Consider the following 18,513-nt stretch of genomic DNA (forward strand, 5'->3'; position numbering starts at 1 on the left):
TCTGCCATGCGCTACGCCCTCGCTGCCGCCATGCTGATCAGTCTGGTCCAGCCAACTATCGCAGCGGGACGCATCCCCTACGGCTCAAGGGTCGGCATGGAGGTGACGGTCACGGCCGTTCAAGGGGTCGGCACCGCCAACGCCGTGATCCGCGTTCGCCATACACGCGAGAACGCCAAGGAGTTCTGCGTCGAGTATTCCGATGACAACTCGGATGAGTGTGTCCAGCGCACCCTCCGCGAGGTGCGGATCAACGACGAGCTACGAGGCAACTGCCAGACCGGCCGGTTCACGACGCTGGGAGGCGATACCCTCCGGTTCGCCGGACCGAACCGCCAAAAGGGTGGCGGCGGCCCGAAGTACATCATCATCGGCGCCAACGGACCGCTGGAAGGCAGCACGGCCTCGGGGTACTACACCGCCCTCTCCGAGTTCAACGCCCTCTGCCCAGGCGTCGCTGGCACCGATCCGTAGCGTCACGCGAACACGCTGGAGGCATAGCGCAGGTCGTCGGCCTTCGACCGCTCACCGTGCCGCTTCCAGAGTTCCGCCGTGTCCCGCACATCGCCGTGGGTGTTGATCGTGACGTGCGTGTCCCCGCCCTTGTAGCTCTGCTGCTTGACCGAGTTGTCGTTGCTGGTGGTCGAGCCGACCGGCGGGGCGTTGAGGAACTGGCTCGGGTCGAAGCCCTGGGTGGCCGCGCCGATCCCCTTGAACTTGTCCATGTCCAAGCGGTTCATGCCGTCGCCGAACTTCTGGGCCGCGCCCGCGAGGCTTGGCAGGCCACCGCCCGTAGATGGCTGGCCGGGGATGTTGGTCACGCGGCTCAGGTTGCCGTCCGCGCCTCGCTTGAAGATGTTGAGCCCGTCCGTGTAGGTGTCCTTGTCGATCCATCCAGGGGTTTTGGTCGCGGCACTTGGAGCATTGGCTGACGCGCCCCCCTGCCCAGAGATCTGTGGAAGCCAGTTGCGGGCGTTGGCGGCTCGGCCGCCTTCCTCGCCCACGCCGAACCGCTCGCTCAAGCGGACACCATGAATGGCATCCTCCAGCGTCGGGTTGTTCCTCAGGATGTCTCCGCCCTGCGCTGTCTTGCGGTTATCGAAGATGGCATCGCCCGGCTTGGCATTGTGCTCGGCGATCCAAGCCTTGGCCTGCCATGCTGCGCTGTTCGCGTCGCCGCCTTGCTTCTCGATCCACGATTTGATCTTCGGCCAGCGGGTGCTGTCCCACTGCCATAGCCCGGTGTGGCCTCCATTCACGCCGTTGGCCGCCTTCGGGTTGAAGCTGCTCTCGGTCTGCATCGATCCGACGATGGCCGCGATGGCGTTGTCGTTGTAGCCGCCCGCTCGCAACTCGCCGATGATGGCCTTCACGTTGTCGCCGCGCGCCAGCTTGCCGATGCGGGACGAACCCCCACCCAGTCCGACTGCGTTCAGCGCGGAACGCCCCAGTCGCTTCATCCGGGCTAACGCGCCCTCGCCCCCGGCCGGGGCTGGCGTGCCGCCGCCGACACCGGGCAGTTCATCTCCAGGGTTTAGCTGCCCGTCCGGACGGCCGCCCGTGCCGTTGACCGACTTCGACGGATCGCCCAGGCCGCCGAGCGCCGCACCCACCGCAGCCGTGCCGAGGATCGGGATACCAAGTGCCCCGAGAACAGGGGCGAGGAGCAGCAGGAGGGGCTTCAACTCCTTCAGGATGTCCGAGAACGCGCCCGTGATCTTCGCGACGAAGACGGTCGCCACGAACACCGCCAGCGCCTCCAGCGCCGCCTTGATTTTCTCCGTGTCGGCGACCCACTTGCCCGTCCCCTCCTCGACGTGGCCGAACATGCCCATCAGCCAGTCGAGGCCGCCCTTCACCTTCTCGCTGGTGAGGAGTTCGAGGAGCGCCCGTGATACCGCGAGCACAAGCTGTGCGACCTTCGACAGGATCTCGGCGATCTGGTCGCCGTGCTGCTCGATGAAGGTGGTGAAGCCCTTCAGGTTGTCGCCTACGTCCGCGAATATCTTCGACGCGGTCTTCTCGCCGATGATGCTTATGCTCTCGAACATGTCCCGCAGGGCATGCTCCAACCCCTTGGCGTCGTCCTTGGCCTTGTCGGGGTCGTAGCCGAGCCGGGCATACTTCGCCCTGGAGCGGGCCTCCTCGGCCGCGAGCTTCGCGGGTTCGGTGGCGCGCCACGTCTGCTCCGAGACGCCCATCTCCTGCATGTAGAGAAGCTGCTGCTCGTAGGACTTCTCGCCGACGTTCCGCCGGAACTCCTTGTACAGTTCAGCTGCGCCACGGATGTTGCCCTGCGCGTCGCGCGCCTCGACGCCCACGCTCTTCAGGAAGGCCGTGTAGCCCTGCGGGTTCGAGCGCAGCCGGGCCGCGAAGTTCTCCAAGTCGCTGAGGGCGCCACCGGCCGAGCCGCCAAGCTGCGACACCGCCTGGGAGAACACCTTGAGGTCCTGGACCGACGACTTCGTCCGGTCGGACGCGTAGGCCATTTCCTCCAGCTTCGCCGCGACATGGGTGGCGTAGCCCGCCATCGCCACGGTGAAGCCCTGTATGGCCACGGCGGTCGCGGCGGCCACGCTGACCAAGGAGCGCATCTGGGCAGCCGCCTGGGCAGTGCGCTCCCGGTGTTTCTTGGCGGCCTCCTGCTCCTGCTTCTCCCGCGCCTGCGCGTTGGCCAGCGCCTCCTTGGCGAGCTTCAGGTTCAGTTCGCGCGAGAGCTTGGCGACCTCCTCTTGGGTCTTCGCACCGGCCCAGCGGGCGTCCTCGATCGCCTTCTCGGCGTCACGGACGGCCTTTTCGTAGGCATCCACGCTGCGCTCAGCCTTGGCCCGCGAGGTGTCGTCGGCCGCGAACCCGATGCTGACGAGGAAGCCCTTGATGACATCATCCATGGTGGATCTCCCCCGTCACTGCTGAAAGTCCATCAAGGCTTTCGGCAGGAAAGTGTCGGTTGATTTGGCCGCGGCGCAGTACAGGGTGTCGAACCACTCGTTCCCGCGCATGCTGCCGGTCCGGTCCACGCCGTAGACTCGGTATCGGCCGTCCGTGGCGATGCTTGGGATCTTGGCGTTGTTTGGGTTGTCGTAGCCGAAGGTCGGATCAGGCGCGGCGCGATCGATCGAAGCCTCATCGATCTTCACGATCCGGTCCTTGTACATCGACGGGTTCAACAGCGTGCGGACGATGATGCCGTTGAAGGTCTGGGTGGCGCGGCCGACCATGCCGGTCTGCGAGTTGATGACGATGTCGCCGCCGGGCAGCGCCTCGGTCTTGTGGACGACGTTGAGCTTCATGGACTCGAAGCTCCAATCCGCCCCGATGTCCTTGGCCACCCGGCGCATGATGTCCCGCGCCAACCCGAACAACGGCACAGCCTGCGGGTAGGTGAAGCCGTCGTTCAACTTCGGGGACATGAACCCCTTGGTGATCCCGTAGGGCGCGAACGCCTTCAAGCACTCGTTGACGACATCCTGCCGGGTCGAGCCCTTCGCCAGCGTCTTGATCACCTGGGCTTTCACGTAGCCCTGGTCCCCGTCGCCGCAGAACAGGTCCATGTACGTGTCGGTGCCGTTGATCTTCCCGCGGTTGCCTTGCTTGATCGTGCCCTTGAAGATCGCCCCGTAGTGGTCGCGATACCCGGCCTCTAAGATCACCGACTGGTTCTGGATGCAGATCGCGTTCTTGGTCGTGTCCGCGAGGTTGAGGACGCGGATCTCGGCGGTTGCGGGCGTCTGGATGCGCTTCTGGCGCACCAAGAACTCCACCTGCATGTCGTTGAGGTCGTAGGTCTTGCCCCCGGCGATCAGGCGGCAGACGCGCAGGTAATTGTCGGCCATCGGTTACGGCCCCGGCTGCTTGGCTGCGGTCTCCGCGGCCTTGTGGGCACGACGGCGGTTCTCATCGCGAGCCGAGAGCGCATCGACCATCTGGGCCACGTCCGCGAGGCGCAGGGTCCCGTCGTGCAATTCCCGATAGGTGCACATCGGCGGCTCGGCCATCACAGGCCACATGAGCCAGTCGAGATCGTCGGGGAGCCTCACGGCGTCGTAGCTCGCCGAAGAAGACCCAGATCGGTCAAACTGGAGACCGCGTCTGAAAAAAAAACTGAGATCGCGTCCCGTAGCACGGCGTAGCAGATGCGCAGGACGTGGATCATCCGCAGGTTGGGCAGCGCCGGGGCCTGGATCTCTCGATCCCAGGTCGGCAGCCACGTCTCCCCGTCCAGCATCTCGGTCGCGCCCAGGCAGCGCGCGATCACGTAGTCCGAGTCCTCCTCCGAGAGATCGGAGAACGCCTGGAACAGCGGGGCGCTGCCCTCAATTACCCCCGCGATCCGCTCGGCGCCGTCCACCTCGCCGTCCTTCGCCGCGAGCGCGGTGACGAGGGCGCCCGTGTTCTTCACCACCGGGGCGACCCGGCGGACGCAGTGGAACTCCTCGGTCGCGCTCAGCGTACCGTGGCGGAATTCGTCGCCGTTGATGAAGAACCGGGTCGGGGGCTGGGGGGACAATTCGGGCTCCTATCCAAGCGAGGTCATGGCGGCCGTATCGACCGGAGCGTGGGTGTCGGCGGCGATCTGGGCCGCGAGGGCGGCGTTCATGGCGGTGCGCGCCGCGGGCTGGATGAAGGTCCCGAGGGCAGCCTGGATCGGGGATGCCGCCACGCCTGGGATCGGAGCCACGAGGCCCGAGACCGTCGCCACCGAGGAGGCGAGCATCTGGATTGACTGTCCCTGCGCGAGCGCATCCGCGCTGGCCGAGACCACGGCCGAGATGTTGGCGATCTGGCCCTGCACCCACGCGGTGGCGTCCGCGACCGCCATGCTGCCGCCGATCACATTCTGCACGACGCCCGGCAGGGCCTGGGAGATGCCCCCGAGAAGGTCGCCGGAGATCACCGGCCCGAGAACGCGGGTGGCGGCGAGCGCGGCCGGGGCGGCATCGCCGAGCATGCTGAGCAGGCTGTCGTGACCGGCGAGCGCCATGAGCCCGGCCTGCCCGTTCGTCAGGCCCACGAGACTGTCGCCAGCCGCCTGAAGTGCCGACAGGGCACTCGTCAGGCCGGACGCGCCCGTAATCGCCGAAATCAGCCCGCTTGCGCCCGATCCGAGCGCCGCCTGAAGCTGGGCAGCCGCCTGACCCGCAAGGCCCTGTAGCCCCTGTGTGAGGCCAGCCACGGGGTTCTGAAGCACGGAGGACAGGTTGCCGTCTGCCAGCACCTTCTTCATCAGCCCCGAGATGTCGCCGCCCTGAAGGAGTTTCGCGAGCGGCAGGTTCTCGAAGATCGCGGTGGCGACCTTCTTGTGCGGCGTGCCGTCGAGAAGTTGGAGAACGGTCGGGAGCGCGACGCCGCCAGCCATCAGCCGACCCCGCAGTTGTGCAGGAACTTGCGTGTCACCTGCTGGATGGTCGTCCCATCAACATGGTGCTGCGAGGACCCGACCTCGGTCTGCACGGCCATGCCGTTCACCTGATGCGCGGCCCCCTCCCGGATCGTGGTGATCCCGGTTGGCGACACGTCGTGGAGGCTCTTCTTGTCGTCGGTCCGGGTCTGGGCCGAAGTGGTCGAGACCCCTTGAAGCTTGCGAGGATCCGAGCGCGCACCGGGCCGAAAGCGACCGCTGCCCAGACCGTTGACCTCGCCGGTCTCCGGCTGCTGCACGTTCCCCTGCTGGCGCCAGACGCCGTGGCCGCGGGTGCTGAAGTCGATCCAGCCTTCGTCCCCGACCTCAGTGGGGAAGGTGTGGGTGTGCCCGCCGCCGCCGCTCCAGTTGATCGGGATATCGGCGAACTCCGGCAGTTCGACATGGACGATGGAGTTGTCGTCCTGGCGCTGCGGGATCTTCACCGCGGCCTTGACCGAGATGGTGTGGCCGTCCTCGGACTTCTTGGTCACGATGACCGGCAGACTCGTGAAAGTCTCGGCACGCATGGCCTCGACGACTGCGCGCACGACCTCCTCGGTACTCGGCTGGTTGCCCAGAGCCGCCTGGGCCGCATCGTGGCTACCGGGTTCCGCGTCCATCGGCTCAGTCCGGGATGAAGAATAGGTGCGAGGTCTCGCCGAGACCGTCGAAGGTCGGCACCTCTCCGGCGCCACGGTCCGTGGTGACCACGAGGCTGCCGGTGAAGCCGAGGTGCCGGTACTGCGCGAGGAGATCGACACCGGAGACGAGGGGTATGCCCGCGACCAGGACGACGCTGTTCTCGTCGCCGATATCCATGACCCAGCAGCCATCCTGAGCGGCGTTGTAGGTCAGGCGGAAGTTGTAGGTCGTGCCCCCGAGATCCTGTCGGAACCGCTGGAACTGCGACGGCACCGCGGGGAGTTCGATCCGCACCGTCACGGGCCACCTCCGAAAATGGAATACTGATCCGGCCCGGCCGCTTGGAGGCCGCCGATCGCCTCCGGCCCCGTCGTCACGCTGATCTCCGGCAGGATGATCGACATGGGCGGGCTGATGCCGCTGAGTTGCCTGTAGTCGATGGCGGAGGCGGTGGGCGGGTTGATGCCGCCAAGGCCAAAGCTGCCGTTCCCAACCGACCCACCATCGGCGCTAAAGGTGCCGGGGTTGAACGAGCCGGGGTTGTAGGCGCCCGCGAACGACTGCGCTCCAACGGCCTGGGGAGTGACAGTCCCACGGTCCGTGACCGCCCCGGTGCTCTCGGGGTTGGCCTGATTGGCGGGGTTCGAGGCGGACTTCGCCGTGGTCGCGCTGTCGGTCTGAGTGCGGCTGATGATGAGTTCGCGGAACGTGATCCGCGGCAGCATCGCAGTGTAAGTGTTCGCGCTGATTGGGTCGGTGATGCTCTCCATCAACATGTTCGGGTAGCGACGCCGAGACGTGAAGATGGAGAATGGCATCCGCGTCGCCTGAAGACGAAGGAGTCTCTCGTAAATACCCCGAATGTAACCGTTGTACTTGCCGCAATCCGACCACCCGGCAACCATCTCCAAGCGAACGGGCAGCTTGTACGAATGGTCGGTCATGGTCGCGCCGGTTTCGACCGGAGCGCCCGTAATTCCAAGCGCGTCCTGCCCGACCGCCTCGACCGTCACGTCTGGGACGAACATGCCGCCGATCTGGAAGGGGCCGCCCAGAAGCAAGATGCCATTGGCCATCGTCAGAGCCCCCCAGGCGCGCCGGGCGGGCGCTGCTGGGCCGCGGCCCCAGCCGCCGCCATCAGGGCGGGACCCGGCTTCAGGTTCAGAGAGGCGATGTATTCGGCGATGCTGTCCTTGAACTCAACGAACAGGTAGCGCGAGACGAGCGCCAGCACCTTGAACCCGTCGAGGTCGCGATAGGTCGGCAAATCTTGATTAGAATGCCAGATCGGTTGGCCGCCTCCGCCCTCGTTCTTGCGCCAGATCTTACCCCCGCACTTCCGGATGATCACATCGACCGACTCCTCGTCAGTCGCGGCGGCGGCCTCGAAGATGCTGGTGGCGAGGTCCAGCGCATCGGCCACAAGCTGGTCGCTGGCGACGACTTCGGGCGCCGCGCCGTCTTCGGTCGAGGCGAGGTTCGCGAACTTGGTCAGCCGCGCCAAGATGGCCTTGCGCCCGCCCTCAGGTTTCAGTGCGCTCAGGATGACGGGGGCGAGCCGCCGGGAGATATGGATCTGCTCCAGCGGGTTGAGCGGCTGGCAGCCGTACTTGTGGCCGCCCATCACGAACTCGTGGACCGTCTGATGATAGCGGAGGCCGTCTGGGCGATTGTCCGTGTGAACTCCGTACTGATCGACTTTCCCGCGAGCCATCAGCGCTCTCCCTTCCACTGGCGGATCTTTCCGCGGAAGGTCACCCACCCTTCATCGCCGGGGTGGATAGGCACCAGCGGCTTAATCCCAATCACCGCGAACCGCAGCACACATGCTTCGTCAGAAGCGTGCGTGACATCGTCAGGATGAATGGTGATGCGCCGAAGCTCGGCCTCTGCCGGGGCTCTGTCCTCAAGACCGGCGCGGCTTGTGTTGAAGGCGTCAAGCATCGCAGCACCCCGCGCTCGTAACAATCACTCAAGCGAAGGTACGTCAGGGATTTCCCGAGATCGACAGGATCAATCGCGGAGTTTCTCCGAAATTAGCCGGTTCAAAGTCGGAGAAATTCCAGGATCGTCCCTGTCGATCTCGGGAAAGTAAGCCAGCACACTGCATCCATCGAAGCCGAGGGCTCGCCGATGGACGCCGCCGCAGAACTTCTACCGCCTCGACTGGATGACTTTCGATTGCCGCCGGGGCTCGAACTGCCGCGCAACATCGTTCTGACCGAGAGCGAGGCCGCCGCCTTTGTGCGCGAGCCGGAAGATAGGTTCCGGAGGCGCCGTTTGAACGGGACCGGCCCGACTTTCATCCGGCGTGAGGATGAGACCTTCGGCGCCAAGTACCTCGTCTGGGATCTTCTGGCGTGGCTCGTCCAGAGCCGCCGAACCGAGATGCCGGAGCGCCCGCGTAGGGGCTCCCGCAGAAGCGCGGCCCAAGCCGCCGCGTGATCCGCCGCTGGCGGGTCCGCCCGCTGGCTTCCGCAGCAGCCCAGACGAAAAAACGGCCCCGCACGAGGGTCGCTCGCCGGGGCCGGTCGAAAGTTGAAATCTTGCCCCCCGTACATAGCGCACGCGCCACTCAGCGGCAATTCAAAACCGTACTCCGCCACTACGATGACATGCCGCCGCCCGAGATCTTGCGGGCTCGACAGATCATCTCGCGAGTGGCGGTGAGCCGTGAAGTCGCGGCCGAGTTGGCGGCCTTGGCCTACGGGTCGATGCCGGAGTCGTGGAGGACTGCCCGATGACGGCGCTCCGATCCTACGGCACGATGCCCACGGCCTACGGCATCACCGTGCCGGTCTTCTACCCGGACAGCCTTGAGGCGGGAGAACCGGACCACGTCCTGTTCACTCCGGAGGGCGCCGCGTTCTGCGCGGGGATCTACGAGCCCGCAGCCCGCGAGAGGTACATCGCCGCGGCCAAGGCCACCGGGGTTATGCCTCCGTTCGAGGAATACGGCGGGCATAAGTGCCCCCGCGTACCGCTCCCGCGTCCGGACGTGCCGGTCTACCCGAAGATGCCGGGGAAGGATCTCACCCCGGTCGAGGAGTGGATCACTGGCATCCTTGATCACCACCGTTGGTGTGACCGAGCGGAGTTCCTGCTTGGGATCATCGGCGAGAACCTCCGGCAGGTAGCCGTCGGCGAAGGCGTGCTGGGCGAGTTCTACCCGCTCAGCCTCTCCATGCTCCTCACGGCGACCCTGGAGCACCTGGGCGAGACCGAGATCGACTGCTTGGAGGCCGCCGCTCTCTACGCGCTGTCGATGCATGGAGAGTGGATCGAGGCCGGGACGGAGTGGCTGGAGCCGTTCCGCGAGACGTGGTTCCGGGACTGGGCTGCGGCCCGGCCGGATTACGTGGCTCTGGCGCGCGGTCTGCGCGTGCCGATGGACCTGCCGATCTGGCTGGTCGAGATCGAAGGGGGTGTCGCATGACGGCGCTCTCCGACACCCTGGCCGTGAAGGTCAGCAAGATCATCGGCCAATTTGGCAGCGACAACCCGCACGTCGTGACGACGGCTGCGGCCATGCTCCAGCGCACCCTGTCTTCAAACGGGTGCGATTTGAACGACCTCGCGGAGCACATCGTCCAGAAGCCGCAGGAGGTGGTGCGGTACATCCACAAGCCGCAGGAGCCGCCCGGACCGGGTCCGCGCAGCTATGGCGACTGGCGCCAGACCTACCGGGATCTCGACCCCCGGCGGCGGCACAAAGCCCAGGTCACCAAGGTCCGTGCGGCGCCGCACGGTTTCCTGTCGCCGTGGGAGACGGAATTCGTCGGCTCGCTCGCCCGACAACTCGATCAGGGCCGCAACCTCTCCTGTCGCCAGGAGACGATCTTGCGGGACATCCACACCCGGTTCGAGGAGCGCTTCGGATGACGCTGAGCCTCCCCGACATTGCGCGGGCGCTCGGCGGGCAAGTGCGCGGTGACCGCGTGCTTGCTCCTGGACCGGGACATTCGCGCCTAGACCGAAGCCTGAGCGTTCGCCTCGCCGACGCCACGGACGGGTTCGTGGTCAAGAGCTTCGCGGACGACGACTGGATGACCTGCCGCGATTATGTGGCGGCTCAGCTTGGGCTGCCGAACGATCACTGGCGCCGCCCCCGTGATCTCGACCCTGATGAGGTGCAGCGTCGGGCAGAGGCTCGCCGCCGTGCTGAGGCTCGGGAGCGTGCCGCCATAGCTCGCCGCCAGGACCGGGCCCGAGCGATCTGCCGCGACGGTCAGAACCCGCTCGGGACGCCGGTCGAACTGCATCTCAACCGGCGGCGCCTGACACTGCCGCCCGAGGTTGCGGGGACAGCCCTGTTCTACCATCCGGCTTGTCCGTGGGAGCAGAACACCGCTCCCGCGCAGGTCGCGCCGCTCACCTGCATCACCACCGCCCGCATCATAGGGGTCCATAGGACCGCGCTGACGCCGGACGGGGTGAAGCTCGGGCGCAAGATGCTCGGCACCGCCGAGGGTGCTGCGGTGATGCTCGACCCCGTGTCCGCCGTCACCGACACCTTGCACGTCGCCGAGGGGATCGAGACCGCGCTCGCTGCCCGCGAGCACTACGGGCTTACCCCAATCTGGGCTCTCGGCACGTCCGGGGCCATCGGGCGCCTGCCTGTACTGCCGAACGTGAAGCGCCTCGTCGTGATCGGCGAGAACGATGCCGGTGCCAGCCGCAAGGCGGTCGAGGCGGTCGGCGCACGTTGGCATGCCGCTGGGCGCGCCGTCGAAATCGTGTGGCCCCCCGCGGGGGTCAAAGACCTGAACGATGCCGTGATGGGAGGCGCTTCGGCATGAGCCTGAGCGAGCACGATCAGCACGCCGACGATATTCGGCGGGAGACCTACAGGCCCCAGGGCGAGCGCCCCGGCGACCCGACCGTGGCCGCCGCAGCAGCCGCGTTGACCGGGGAGATCCTGTCGGAGGACCGGGTCGCGGTCGAGTTCATTCGGCGTCATGGTCCCGGAGTCCGCTACGACCACTCCATCGGCTCGTGGTTCATCTTCGACGGCCAGCGGTGGCAGCAGGACAAGACCCGTCGCGCCTTCGCGTGGGCACGCGACCTCGCCCGCGAGATGTCGATTGATGAGAGCGCGGGCACCAAGCGCGGAGCGGGGCGGGCCGCTTTCGCGAAGGGCGTCGAGGAGCACGCGAGCCGGGATCAGGGCGTCGCCGTCGTGACCGACGATTGGGACCGAGATCTCTACGTGCTCGGCACGCCGGGCGGCACGGTGGACCTTCGAACCGGCGAGACGCGTCCCCCGAACCCGAAGGACCACATCACCAAGACCACCGCCGTGACGCCCGCGGCCTTTGCCGACTGCCCCCGCTGGACCCTGTTCCTGGACGAAGCGACCGGCGGCGACGAGGAACTGATGCGGTTCCTCCAGCAGTGGGCGGGGTACAACCTGACCGGCTCGACGCAGGAGCAATCCTTGGCGTTCTTCTACGGGCCGGGCGGCAACGGGAAATCGGTGTTCGCCAACATCCTCGGCGGCGTCATGGGCGATTACGCCAAGGTCGCCGGGTTGGAGACGTTCACTGCGTCCCCGCACGAGCGTCACCCTGAGGAACTTGCTGCGCTCGCCGGGGCCCGGATGGTGTCGGCCTCCGAGACCGAGGCTGGCAAGCGGTGGGCCGAGGCCCGCGTGAAATCCCTGACGGGCGGCGAGACGATCCGTGCCCGGTTCATGCGCCAGAACAGCTTCGAGTTCAGGCCGCAGTTCAAGCTCACGGTGCTCGGCAACTACGCCCCGGCGATCACCAACCTCGATGACGCCATCCGGCGCCGGTTCCTGATCATCCCGTTCACCCGCAAGCCCACGCATCCCGACCCGACGCTGGAGGAGCAACTCAGGGCGGAATGGCCCGGCATCCTGCGCTGGATGATCGATGGCTGCCTGGATTGGCAGAGGGAGGGCCTGTGCAAGCCCGCCTCGGTCCTGGCCGCGACGCAGGACTACTTCGCCGACCAGGATGTCTTCGGCCAGTTCCTCGATGAGCGGTGCGACGTGGACCGCGAGAACGTCAACAAGTTCGAGGGCAAGGTCGTGCTGTTCAACGCCTGGGCAGATTACGCCAAGGCTGCAGGCGAGCCCGCCGGTACGGGCAAGACCTTCAAGGAGTCGATGCGCCGCCGCGGCTTCCCTGAGCCGGTCCAGATCAAAGCCATCAGGACCAAGGGCTACCGCGGCATCCGCCTGAACTCCGACGCCGAATTCAGCCGCGATGGAGGTGGCCGATGAGGTTTCAGGTTTCCAGAATTTCGGAAACTTCCCCATCCTGCCTATACGCATACGCGCGCGCGTTCACGGGCAAACGGGCGGTTTCTAAAACTTGGAAACCGGCGAGCCGGGCTGCGCGGGGCGCTCGATGATCCCCGTTGCTGATCGTTGGGGACCGTTCGCGGACGGGATCGATCCCACAGAACAGGTTGCCCGCCTTCGTGGTCTGCGCGCTACCACCCGCCTTCTCGCGGGGCCGCGCGCCGCTGACCTGTGCCGCCTTCTCGCCCGCGCCGAGACAGACGTGACCGCGTTGGAGCCTGCCTGCCGGGCGCTCAACGCCCTCCCTCCCAACGACCGCCGTCAGATCTGGGCCGCCTACGCCGCCCTCGCCCGCACAGCCTGAAAGGAGTTGCCATGCCGAGCACCGAGACCGTTCGCCTTCCTCACCCCGGCCGCACGTCTGCTCAGCGTCGTGCCCTCGACGCCATCGGTTGTGGTCAGCCCCCGCGATGCTCTCCGAAGACGCTCAAGGCCCTCCTGGATGCCGGGCTGATCGAGGAGACGGGCGGCGAGATCCGGCGCGATGCCCTTGGGGCTTACCGGGTGCCGACCTACGAGATGCCTATCCCGGTTCACATGCAGTGGTGCTCGGCCGTCGCGGCAACCGACGAGGAGATGGCCGGGCTGGAGGGGTTGGTATGACGCCCCGCGAGCGCGCCGCCTTCAACGCTGGGATCGAGACCGCCCGGCAGATGGCGCTGATCACTGCCATGACGATCGAGACCCGCGACGGTTCAAGGATCGTGCGCGATCAGGCTGCGGTTGCTGCCCTCCAGGGCCTCGCGGACGGGCTCAAGGTCGCCTTCCTTGACCCGCCGACTGAACCTGAACCGATGCGCTCTGTCTTCGCGGCGATCCACGCCGAAGACGGCGATAGCGGCACCGTCGAGTGCCCAACGTGCAAGGGGTGCCTTGCCTGGGTTCGGGACAGCAGCAACGGCCACCTGCACGGCCAGTGCGAGACCGAAGGATGTCTCCGGTGGATGCAGTAGGCCAATCCTATTGTTAGGTGCTATCTATCGTCAGACTAATTTGGATAGAGACTATGCAAAGCCTCCATTCCCGCCTCGCAAAGCTTGAGGGCGCAGCGTTCAGTCCCATGCATCGCCGCCGGGTGCTCTGGGCCATTCAGGGGCCGCACAACATGCCGGAAGGTGCTGCCATCGCGTTCCTGCGGGAGTGCGGTCACGAGGTACGGGACGAAGACCTCAACATCATCCGGATCGTCGTCGGTGCCGAGGACGGGCGGCCCGTCGATCTGCCGCTGAAGTACATCTCGCGCGAGCGCTACCAATGATCAGCGGTCCTGTATTTTTCCTGTTGTTTACAGGGGGCGGCCACCTCACGGGGGGCTGCTGATGGCGAACGAGACCACCCAGTTCGAGCCCGGCCGCAGCGGCAATCCTGGCGGCCGTCCGAAGGGTGCCCGCAACCGCTCGACCACGGCGCTGGAAGCGATCTTCGACGGCGAGAGCGAGGCTCTGACCCGCAAGGTGATCGAGTTGGCGCTGGACGGCGACACCGTCGCGCTGCGGATGTGCCTCGATAGGTTGATGCCCGTCCGGAAGGACAGGCCGATCACCTTCGTGTTGCCGGAGATCGAAACCGCGGCCGACCTGACCAAGGCGACCAAGGCGCTCCTTCAGGGCGTGGCGGACGGTGAGATCACCCCGAGCGAGGCCGCTGAACTGTCGAAGCTCGTGGATGCCCACACGAAGGCGATCGAGGCCGTGGATCTTGCGACCCGGCTGAGTGCGCTGGAGCAGGCCGCAGGAGGCAAGCGATGACTCCAAGGCTCATGGACAGGGTGAACCGGCTGGAGGCCGCCACGGCCCTGCCCTCGCAAGGCAAGCATCTCGCCTTCCGGGTCGAGGCGCCGCGGGGAATGCCGGTCGGCGAGATCGTCACGTTCCTCCGCGAACGCGGCCACGCGATCCACGATGACGACAGCGTCCTCGTCATGAACCTCGCCGCCCACGACCACAATGGCCGCGCGCCGCTCCGGGACCTGAGCCCGGATCTGGTGACGGAGGATGACCGAGCCCGTGCTGGGAAAGCCGACTGGCCGATCAGCGCCGGATCGTCCTTCACCTTCAACTTGGACAGCCCCGGAGGAGCGCGATGATCTCGGACCTGATGAAGCGTCTGGCGCGCCTCGAAGCAGGGCAGGCAGCGGAAGCCGCCGTACCCATGCCGCCTGAGATGGTGGAGGCGAACCTGTACGCCGTTGCCATCGCCCTCGGCGGATATCCTCGGCCGTCCGAGGCCGCACCCTCTTACCGGCAGGACAGCATCAGCGACGGGTTCGCCCGCGGCCTCGGCTACATTGACCGCGACGACATGGAGACCTGCTCCCTCGCTGATCCTGACGACTGGCGGACCCGGATCGAGGCAGCCCAGGCGGCGCTAGTCGAAAAGTACGTCCAGAACCCATCGGCTCAGGGGATCGGCAGAGGTCCCATGTTCCAGATGATGGTCGGCGCCCTGGACGAGATCTCGCACGCCAAGGCGGCGCGACTGCCCGGCACGCCGCATCACTGGCCGAGCGACCACCCGAAGTTCGACCACGCCGAGGCGAGCATCCGCCGCGCCCTCACCTTCTTCGGGATGGCGGAAGGGGCCTTGGCATGACCTCCAACCTGCTGATCCGTCTTGCCCGGCTGGAGGCAACCCGCGCCGCCTCACCCATCAGGCTCACGCCCGAGGAGCGCGAGGAAGCTGCCCGCAGGTACGAGGCGACGCTGCACGATGACGATCCGTGTTCACCGGAGGCCGAGGCATACTTCGCGACCGCGACCGTCCATCAACTCGCGTCCGACTACGACGCGATGCTGAAGGGGGCTCAGGCGCCGTGGGAGTGACCGTCATGAACGTTACCAGCCTGCGCCAGCGGTTGGAGAAGCTGGAGGCCCTGGGCGCGTCGAGCACAGCGCCACAGCCCCTGCACCCGATCTCCAAGCTGCTTGATATCCTGGTGGCCTACCACCTCGGGGGCCTTACCGAGAGCGACAGCATCGCGACCGGGATGGCTCGTGGCCTGGGCTACGATAGCCCTCAGATCTTCCGGACGGCGCTTCTCGCGGGATCAGAAAGCCCGGCTGGCGAAGACCTGAACGCCCGGCGGCGTGACGCCAGGGTACGTCTGTTCGCCCTCAAGGGGGCGGTTCCGGATTGCGACGGGCCGACGTTCGGTGGTGTGGTTGAGGCGCTGTTCTACGAGATGCCCGAAACGGTCCAACACCACTCGTTCTTATCCCCGGACGACCGGCTTCCCGAAGCAGTCTATGATTTTTTGCTCTGAGAGTTGAAGATTGCTGTCACGAGCGAGCGGTCCCGCGGTTCTCAGATGATCCACGCTCCGGCCGGAGGCTTCCAGAGCCCCAAGTACAGGAGCGAATTGGCCCCCCCAGAAGGCCCGTTCGGACTCCACAAGTTCACCAACCAGATCGGCGGATAGCCATCCATGATTAGGCTGATGGTGACGAAGCACCCGGCCGAGTTGGCGAATTTGAGCACTGCATCGAGCGCCGGATAGTCTTCGACCATGAGGCGGGCTTCCAGGCTCACAGGAAGCCGGTCCCCGAATGCCCTTTGAACGCGTTCGCCCGCCGGATGTACGTCATGACCGTCGCCGCATCCCGATGGCCTGACTGGTCCATGATCCGGGCCAGATCCGCACCACGCTCGGCCGCCGAGGTGATGTAGCCCGCTCGCAGGCTGTGGGCGCCGAAAGTCGAGGCATCGTATCCAGCGGCCGAGGCGTACCGCTTCACGAGATCGGCCACGGTCTGGGTGGTCAGCCGGTTCGGCTCGCCCTGCTTGTCGAAGTGAAGCACCCGGCCGGATCGTGAAATCGGCCGGAAGACCGGGCCTTCCATGATCTCGGCCGCGTCGAGCCATTCCCGCACCAGCGCCACCGGCCGGATGTACCGCCCATGCGGGATGGCCTTCTCCAGTCCCTTGCCCTCCTGATCGGTCTTCGAGCGTCGCACTCGAACCCGCAGGCCCTCAGGGTCTTCGATCAGATCAGCCACGTTGAGCGCCACGAGTTCGGAACGGCGCATCGCACCGCTGAAACCGAGGGCGAGAAGGGCGCGATCCCGTTTGCCGGTAATGGTATCTGGCGTCCGCATCAGCATGGCCGCAAGGATCTCTGCCGTTGCCGCGACCTTCTGAGCGGGAGCTACGCCGACCTTGCGCCGGGCCCCGGCTATTGCGGCACGGACGCCCTCGGCGTCGGTCGGGTCGGGCTGGCCAACGAGCCGGTGCACGTACCGGATGGCCGCGAGACGGCGACCGAGTGTCGAGGCTGCACGGCCATCCTCGGCCTCCGCGACCACGAACGCCGCCACAGCCTCAGGCGTCGCCGGGAGTGGCCTGAAGCCATATTGAGCGCACCACGCCTCGAACACCTTCGCGTCCGAGGTGTAAGCCCTCACGGTGGCGTCCGCCTTCGAGGCGCGCTGATAGGCGCGGACGATCGCTGCGGCTTCCGTTGGTAGACCGGCAGAAATCTCAGCCAGTTCGGCCACGAGGATTTCGGGCTCGTTCATCGCCTGCCCTTCAGCGCGGCGAACTGCTGCGCAACATCGGCACGTAGCTCCTCGCTGACACGCTCAGCCTCGGCGATGTCGCCAGCCTTCCGCGCTTTCGCGATCTCGACGTGCTTCCACCACGCGCCGCCGGGTCGGACTAAGTCCCACCGAGAGCGATAGGCATAGGGGTCGTCGGGGATGGGCGCCTCTATCAGCCGCACAACCACCTCCAGCGGCAAGTTATTGAAGCAGAAGTCGGCTCGCGACCGCCCGAGCGCATAGGATCGCACGTTGAGGGTGTTGCAGTAGATGACCTCGCCGCCCGGCCGTTCGCTGATGAGCTTCGCCCACCAGAGGCGAGACGCTACCCGGTCTGCCGCCCTGATGATCGCAACACGGTGGCGCTTCTCGACCCGGTTCAGGCCGGGGTAGGCGACGGGACCGAGTTCGGCGACAGAGAACGCAGCGTCGGGTGAAGCCACGAATGCAGCCTCAATCGCCCGCTCTACCTTGCCCGGCCCTCGGCTCACGGCTCCATCCATCTAAGTGTTTCCATCCTGCACGCTTGTCGCAATGGAAACGTTTAACTCCCTGGCTCGGCGTCGGCCTCGGGGCGGCCCATGTGCGTAGCGAGGTCTTCGCGCCAGCCTTCGGGCAGATCGACGCCGCGCATTCCCATCCGCACCTCGACGGCCGAGAGGACCCGCTGCCAATGCTCCGGCGAGATCTGCTGCGCCTCGGCGCCAAGCCCAAGGTTCCGGGCTGCGGCGGAGGCGGCGTGGCGAAGCGGGGCGAACGCTTCGGCGACCGAAGATAGCTCTGGCTTCACTTCTTCACAGCCCTTCCGGTCTGATCCGCGCGACGCTTTCGAGAAGCAGTGTTATCGCAAGTTACACCAAAGACAGCTGTGCTGCAACGCTAAAGCATTATAACGGTATAATGCTACAGCATCGAAGCGGCGTTGGGTCATTATCGCGAGACAGGCAGCTGAAGGTTCTGCATCTGGACGGCCGGGTGTATGGCCGTCGCCTCCCTCCCCGGTTGAGGCGGATGCATGGAATACAGAGAGCAGGTCGCGCACCACGAGGCGGCCCACGTGGTCATCTCTCACATCTTCGGAGGTGGCCCGACTGGGCATGGGATTGATCTTGATGCCCCTACCTCGGTGGCCGGGGCTTTCGGGAACGCCGGCGTCGCGACGCTGATCCACGATCCAGACCTGCCCGAGGATGAGCAGCGTAAGAACCTTGGTCGAAACGTCGCTATCATCCTCGCCGGTGCTGTCGCCGATACGCGAACTAAGGGCTGCGCCGTCGACGAGGCGCTTCAGGCTCAGCCAAGCGACGTGCGGATTGCGCAGGATACGATTGCGCTCTCACCTCTGATCTCGACGGCCGACAGAGATCCGGCCGAAGTGCAGGAAGAGCGCAAAATCGTGTTCCAGGTTGGGCTCCAGCTAGCGGAGCAGCGTCTCGCGCGGCCTGATATTTGGGCTCAGGTAGTGACAATCGCGACGGCCTGCCTCGCCAACGGCGGTAAGCTCTCGAAGCAGCAGATTGAGAAGCTTCTCTAGCCGAAGCTTAGCTGCAACACTCTAGCGCTGTAATGCTATAGCACCAAAGCGGGACAGCACGATGACGCCA

The 18,513-nt window shown here is 66.1% G+C and carries 29 protein-coding genes; 15 read left to right on the top strand and 14 right to left on the bottom strand.

Translation table 11 applies throughout. From position 1 onward, the window contains the following. Window positions 1-6 precede the first annotated feature (6 nt). Window positions 7-474, top strand: a complete 468-nt coding sequence (locus WYO_RS26325) for a hypothetical protein (protein WP_007568468.1) — start codon at window positions 7-9, stop codon at window positions 472-474. A 2-nt stretch (window positions 475-476) separates the two neighbouring features. On the opposite strand, the gene WYO_RS26330 is transcribed toward WYO_RS26325, so the two are convergent. The 10 genes from WYO_RS26330 to WYO_RS31215 all read right to left on the bottom strand — a co-directional run bounded on the left by WYO_RS26330 (window position 477) and on the right by WYO_RS31215 (window position 7,990). Beyond that, window positions 477-2,891, bottom strand: a complete 2,415-nt coding sequence (locus WYO_RS26330) for a phage tail tip lysozyme (protein ID WP_007568469.1) — start codon at window positions 2,889-2,891, stop codon at window positions 477-479. Between the two features lie 15 nt (window positions 2,892-2,906). Further along, a complete protein-coding gene (locus WYO_RS26335; protein ID WP_007568471.1) occupies window positions 2,907-3,836 on the bottom strand; it encodes a hypothetical protein in 930 nt (309 codons plus the stop codon). A gap of 3 nt (window positions 3,837-3,839) precedes the next feature. Then, window positions 3,840-4,040, bottom strand: a complete 201-nt coding sequence (locus tag WYO_RS29415) for a hypothetical protein (protein WP_007568473.1) — start codon at window positions 4,038-4,040, stop codon at window positions 3,840-3,842. Next, entirely contained in the window at window positions 4,037-4,510 is a 474-nt protein-coding gene (locus WYO_RS26340) for a phage tail assembly chaperone (protein WP_007568475.1), read from the bottom strand. Before WYO_RS26340 ends, WYO_RS29415 begins: the two co-directional genes overlap by 4 nt. 9 nt (window positions 4,511-4,519) lie before the next feature. Beyond that, window positions 4,520-5,359: a hypothetical protein gene (locus WYO_RS26345; protein WP_007568477.1), complete on the bottom strand. Its 840-nt coding sequence runs from the start codon at window positions 5,357-5,359 to the stop codon at window positions 4,520-4,522. Further along, complete coding sequence (locus tag WYO_RS29420) at window positions 5,359-6,024, bottom strand: Gp138 family membrane-puncturing spike protein (RefSeq protein WP_007568479.1); 666 nt, start codon at window positions 6,022-6,024, stop codon at window positions 5,359-5,361. The genes WYO_RS26345 and WYO_RS29420 overlap by 1 nt, the downstream gene beginning before the upstream one ends. Window positions 6,025-6,028: 4 nt before the next feature. Beyond that, window positions 6,029-6,346 carry a hypothetical protein gene (locus WYO_RS26355; protein ID WP_007568481.1) on the bottom strand — a complete coding sequence of 106 codons (318 nt, stop codon included), beginning with the start codon at window positions 6,344-6,346 and terminating at the stop codon, window positions 6,029-6,031. Further along, window positions 6,343-7,122: a phage baseplate protein gene (locus WYO_RS29425; RefSeq protein ID WP_007568483.1), complete on the bottom strand. Its 780-nt coding sequence runs from the start codon at window positions 7,120-7,122 to the stop codon at window positions 6,343-6,345. The genes WYO_RS26355 and WYO_RS29425 overlap by 4 nt, the downstream gene beginning before the upstream one ends. Window positions 7,123-7,124: 2 nt before the next feature. Continuing rightward, window positions 7,125-7,670, bottom strand: coding sequence for a phage tail assembly chaperone (locus WYO_RS26365; protein ID WP_128755099.1), 546 nt, complete (start codon window positions 7,668-7,670; stop codon window positions 7,125-7,127). An 89-nt stretch (window positions 7,671-7,759) separates the two neighbouring features. Then, the gene (locus WYO_RS31215) at window positions 7,760-7,990 is read right to left on the bottom strand and encodes a hypothetical protein (RefSeq protein WP_128755100.1); all 231 of its coding nucleotides are present in this window, start codon (window positions 7,988-7,990) and stop codon (window positions 7,760-7,762) included. 189 nt (window positions 7,991-8,179) lie between these two features. Between WYO_RS31215 and WYO_RS26370 the strand changes: the two genes are divergently transcribed. The 13 genes from WYO_RS26370 to WYO_RS26430 all read left to right on the top strand — a co-directional run bounded on the left by WYO_RS26370 (window position 8,180) and on the right by WYO_RS26430 (window position 15,636). Then, on the top strand, window positions 8,180-8,491 hold the full coding sequence (locus WYO_RS26370) for a hypothetical protein (protein ID WP_007568486.1): 312 nt from the start codon (window positions 8,180-8,182) through the stop codon (window positions 8,489-8,491). A gap of 295 nt (window positions 8,492-8,786) precedes the next feature. Then, window positions 8,787-9,482, top strand: a complete 696-nt coding sequence (locus tag WYO_RS31820; RefSeq protein WP_007568487.1) for a hypothetical protein — start codon at window positions 8,787-8,789, stop codon at window positions 9,480-9,482. Beyond that, on the top strand, window positions 9,479-9,928 hold the full coding sequence (locus WYO_RS31825) for a hypothetical protein (RefSeq protein ID WP_007568488.1): 450 nt from the start codon (window positions 9,479-9,481) through the stop codon (window positions 9,926-9,928). Before WYO_RS31820 ends, WYO_RS31825 begins: the two co-directional genes overlap by 4 nt. Continuing rightward, window positions 9,925-10,845, top strand: a complete 921-nt coding sequence (locus tag WYO_RS31830) for a toprim domain-containing protein (protein WP_007568489.1) — start codon at window positions 9,925-9,927, stop codon at window positions 10,843-10,845. The genes WYO_RS31825 and WYO_RS31830 overlap by 4 nt, the downstream gene beginning before the upstream one ends. Then, window positions 10,842-12,293 carry a phage/plasmid primase, P4 family gene (locus WYO_RS26390; protein ID WP_007568490.1) on the top strand — a complete coding sequence of 484 codons (1,452 nt, stop codon included), beginning with the start codon at window positions 10,842-10,844 and terminating at the stop codon, window positions 12,291-12,293. The genes WYO_RS31830 and WYO_RS26390 overlap by 4 nt, the downstream gene beginning before the upstream one ends. A 396-nt stretch (window positions 12,294-12,689) precedes the next feature. Beyond that, window positions 12,690-12,977 (top strand): hypothetical protein, encoded by a 288-nt coding sequence (locus tag WYO_RS26395; RefSeq protein WP_007568491.1) that lies wholly within the window; start codon window positions 12,690-12,692, stop codon window positions 12,975-12,977. Then, entirely contained in the window at window positions 12,974-13,327 is a 354-nt protein-coding gene (locus WYO_RS26400) for a hypothetical protein (RefSeq protein WP_007568492.1), read from the top strand. Before WYO_RS26395 ends, WYO_RS26400 begins: the two co-directional genes overlap by 4 nt. A gap of 53 nt (window positions 13,328-13,380) precedes the next feature. Continuing rightward, the gene (locus WYO_RS26405; RefSeq protein ID WP_007568493.1) at window positions 13,381-13,632 is read left to right on the top strand and encodes a hypothetical protein; all 252 of its coding nucleotides are present in this window, start codon (window positions 13,381-13,383) and stop codon (window positions 13,630-13,632) included. 61 nt (window positions 13,633-13,693) lie between these two features. Further along, window positions 13,694-14,122 carry a DUF5681 domain-containing protein gene (locus WYO_RS26410; protein WP_007568494.1) on the top strand — a complete coding sequence of 143 codons (429 nt, stop codon included), beginning with the start codon at window positions 13,694-13,696 and terminating at the stop codon, window positions 14,120-14,122. Further along, window positions 14,119-14,460: a hypothetical protein gene (locus WYO_RS26415; RefSeq protein WP_007568495.1), complete on the top strand. Its 342-nt coding sequence runs from the start codon at window positions 14,119-14,121 to the stop codon at window positions 14,458-14,460. Before WYO_RS26410 ends, WYO_RS26415 begins: the two co-directional genes overlap by 4 nt. After that, window positions 14,457-14,966, top strand: a complete 510-nt coding sequence (locus tag WYO_RS29440) for a hypothetical protein (RefSeq protein ID WP_007568496.1) — start codon at window positions 14,457-14,459, stop codon at window positions 14,964-14,966. Before WYO_RS26415 ends, WYO_RS29440 begins: the two co-directional genes overlap by 4 nt. Then, complete coding sequence (locus tag WYO_RS26425; RefSeq protein ID WP_007568497.1) at window positions 14,963-15,196, top strand: hypothetical protein; 234 nt, start codon at window positions 14,963-14,965, stop codon at window positions 15,194-15,196. Before WYO_RS29440 ends, WYO_RS26425 begins: the two co-directional genes overlap by 4 nt. Before the next feature lie 5 nt (window positions 15,197-15,201). After that, window positions 15,202-15,636: a hypothetical protein gene (locus WYO_RS26430; protein WP_007568499.1), complete on the top strand. Its 435-nt coding sequence runs from the start codon at window positions 15,202-15,204 to the stop codon at window positions 15,634-15,636. A gap of 41 nt (window positions 15,637-15,677) precedes the next feature. Here the strand turns inward: WYO_RS26430 and WYO_RS26435 are convergent, their stop codons facing one another. The 4 genes from WYO_RS26435 to WYO_RS26450 are packed head-to-tail and all read right to left on the bottom strand — an operon-like array spanning window position 15,678 to window position 17,699. Further along, a complete protein-coding gene (locus WYO_RS26435; RefSeq protein ID WP_039904353.1) occupies window positions 15,678-15,902 on the bottom strand; it encodes a hypothetical protein in 225 nt (74 codons plus the stop codon). Beyond that, a complete protein-coding gene (locus WYO_RS26440; RefSeq protein WP_007568502.1) occupies window positions 15,899-16,888 on the bottom strand; it encodes a site-specific integrase in 990 nt (329 codons plus the stop codon). The genes WYO_RS26435 and WYO_RS26440 overlap by 4 nt, the downstream gene beginning before the upstream one ends. Beyond that, a complete protein-coding gene (locus WYO_RS26445) occupies window positions 16,885-17,412 on the bottom strand; it encodes a hypothetical protein (RefSeq protein WP_039904357.1) in 528 nt (175 codons plus the stop codon). The genes WYO_RS26440 and WYO_RS26445 overlap by 4 nt, the downstream gene beginning before the upstream one ends. 41 nt (window positions 17,413-17,453) lie before the next feature. Beyond that, complete coding sequence (locus WYO_RS26450) at window positions 17,454-17,699, bottom strand: hypothetical protein (protein ID WP_039904361.1); 246 nt, start codon at window positions 17,697-17,699, stop codon at window positions 17,454-17,456. Between the two features lie 225 nt (window positions 17,700-17,924). Between WYO_RS26450 and WYO_RS26455 the strand changes: the two genes are divergently transcribed. Beyond that, window positions 17,925-18,443, top strand: coding sequence for a hypothetical protein (locus tag WYO_RS26455; protein WP_007568505.1), 519 nt, complete (start codon window positions 17,925-17,927; stop codon window positions 18,441-18,443). The last annotated feature ends 70 nt before the right edge of the window (window positions 18,444-18,513 follow it).

The sequence above is a fragment of the Methylobacterium sp. GXF4 genome, assembly GCF_000272495.1.
Classification (GTDB): Bacteria; Pseudomonadota; Alphaproteobacteria; order Rhizobiales; family Beijerinckiaceae; genus Methylobacterium; species Methylobacterium brachiatum.

Coding starts and splice junctions, on each gene's coding strand:
- WYO_RS26405 (WP_007568493.1), top strand. CDS start 13,381: ATGCAAAGCCTCCATTCCCGCCTCGCAAAGCTTGAGGGCGCAGCGTTC.
- WYO_RS26415 (WP_007568495.1), top strand. CDS start 14,119: ATGACTCCAAGGCTCATGGACAGGGTGAACCGGCTGGAGGCCGCCACG.
- WYO_RS26395 (WP_007568491.1), top strand. CDS start 12,690: ATGCCGAGCACCGAGACCGTTCGCCTTCCTCACCCCGGCCGCACGTCT.
- WYO_RS31215 (WP_128755100.1), bottom strand. CDS start 7,990: ATGCTTGACGCCTTCAACACAAGCCGCGCCGGTCTTGAGGACAGAGCC.
- WYO_RS26335 (WP_007568471.1), bottom strand. CDS start 3,836: ATGGCCGACAATTACCTGCGCGTCTGCCGCCTGATCGCCGGGGGCAAG.
- WYO_RS26400 (WP_007568492.1), top strand. CDS start 12,974: ATGACGCCCCGCGAGCGCGCCGCCTTCAACGCTGGGATCGAGACCGCC.
- WYO_RS26445 (WP_039904357.1), bottom strand. CDS start 17,412: ATGGATGGAGCCGTGAGCCGAGGGCCGGGCAAGGTAGAGCGGGCGATT.
- WYO_RS26440 (WP_007568502.1), bottom strand. CDS start 16,888: ATGAACGAGCCCGAAATCCTCGTGGCCGAACTGGCTGAGATTTCTGCC.
- WYO_RS29420 (WP_007568479.1), bottom strand. CDS start 6,024: ATGGACGCGGAACCCGGTAGCCACGATGCGGCCCAGGCGGCTCTGGGC.
- WYO_RS31820 (WP_007568487.1), top strand. CDS start 8,787: ATGACGGCGCTCCGATCCTACGGCACGATGCCCACGGCCTACGGCATC.
- WYO_RS26390 (WP_007568490.1), top strand. CDS start 10,842: ATGAGCCTGAGCGAGCACGATCAGCACGCCGACGATATTCGGCGGGAG.
- WYO_RS31825 (WP_007568488.1), top strand. CDS start 9,479: ATGACGGCGCTCTCCGACACCCTGGCCGTGAAGGTCAGCAAGATCATC.
- WYO_RS26455 (WP_007568505.1), top strand. CDS start 17,925: ATGGAATACAGAGAGCAGGTCGCGCACCACGAGGCGGCCCACGTGGTC.
- WYO_RS26425 (WP_007568497.1), top strand. CDS start 14,963: ATGACCTCCAACCTGCTGATCCGTCTTGCCCGGCTGGAGGCAACCCGC.
- WYO_RS26345 (WP_007568477.1), bottom strand. CDS start 5,359: ATGGCTGGCGGCGTCGCGCTCCCGACCGTTCTCCAACTTCTCGACGGC.
- WYO_RS26325 (WP_007568468.1), top strand. CDS start 7: ATGCGCTACGCCCTCGCTGCCGCCATGCTGATCAGTCTGGTCCAGCCA.
- WYO_RS26370 (WP_007568486.1), top strand. CDS start 8,180: ATGGACGCCGCCGCAGAACTTCTACCGCCTCGACTGGATGACTTTCGA.
- WYO_RS29440 (WP_007568496.1), top strand. CDS start 14,457: ATGATCTCGGACCTGATGAAGCGTCTGGCGCGCCTCGAAGCAGGGCAG.
- WYO_RS26410 (WP_007568494.1), top strand. CDS start 13,694: ATGGCGAACGAGACCACCCAGTTCGAGCCCGGCCGCAGCGGCAATCCT.
- WYO_RS26330 (WP_007568469.1), bottom strand. CDS start 2,891: ATGGATGATGTCATCAAGGGCTTCCTCGTCAGCATCGGGTTCGCGGCC.
- WYO_RS26430 (WP_007568499.1), top strand. CDS start 15,202: ATGAACGTTACCAGCCTGCGCCAGCGGTTGGAGAAGCTGGAGGCCCTG.
- WYO_RS26365 (WP_128755099.1), bottom strand. CDS start 7,670: ATGGGCGGCCACAAGTACGGCTGCCAGCCGCTCAACCCGCTGGAGCAG.
- WYO_RS29425 (WP_007568483.1), bottom strand. CDS start 7,122: ATGGCCAATGGCATCTTGCTTCTGGGCGGCCCCTTCCAGATCGGCGGC.
- WYO_RS31830 (WP_007568489.1), top strand. CDS start 9,925: ATGACGCTGAGCCTCCCCGACATTGCGCGGGCGCTCGGCGGGCAAGTG.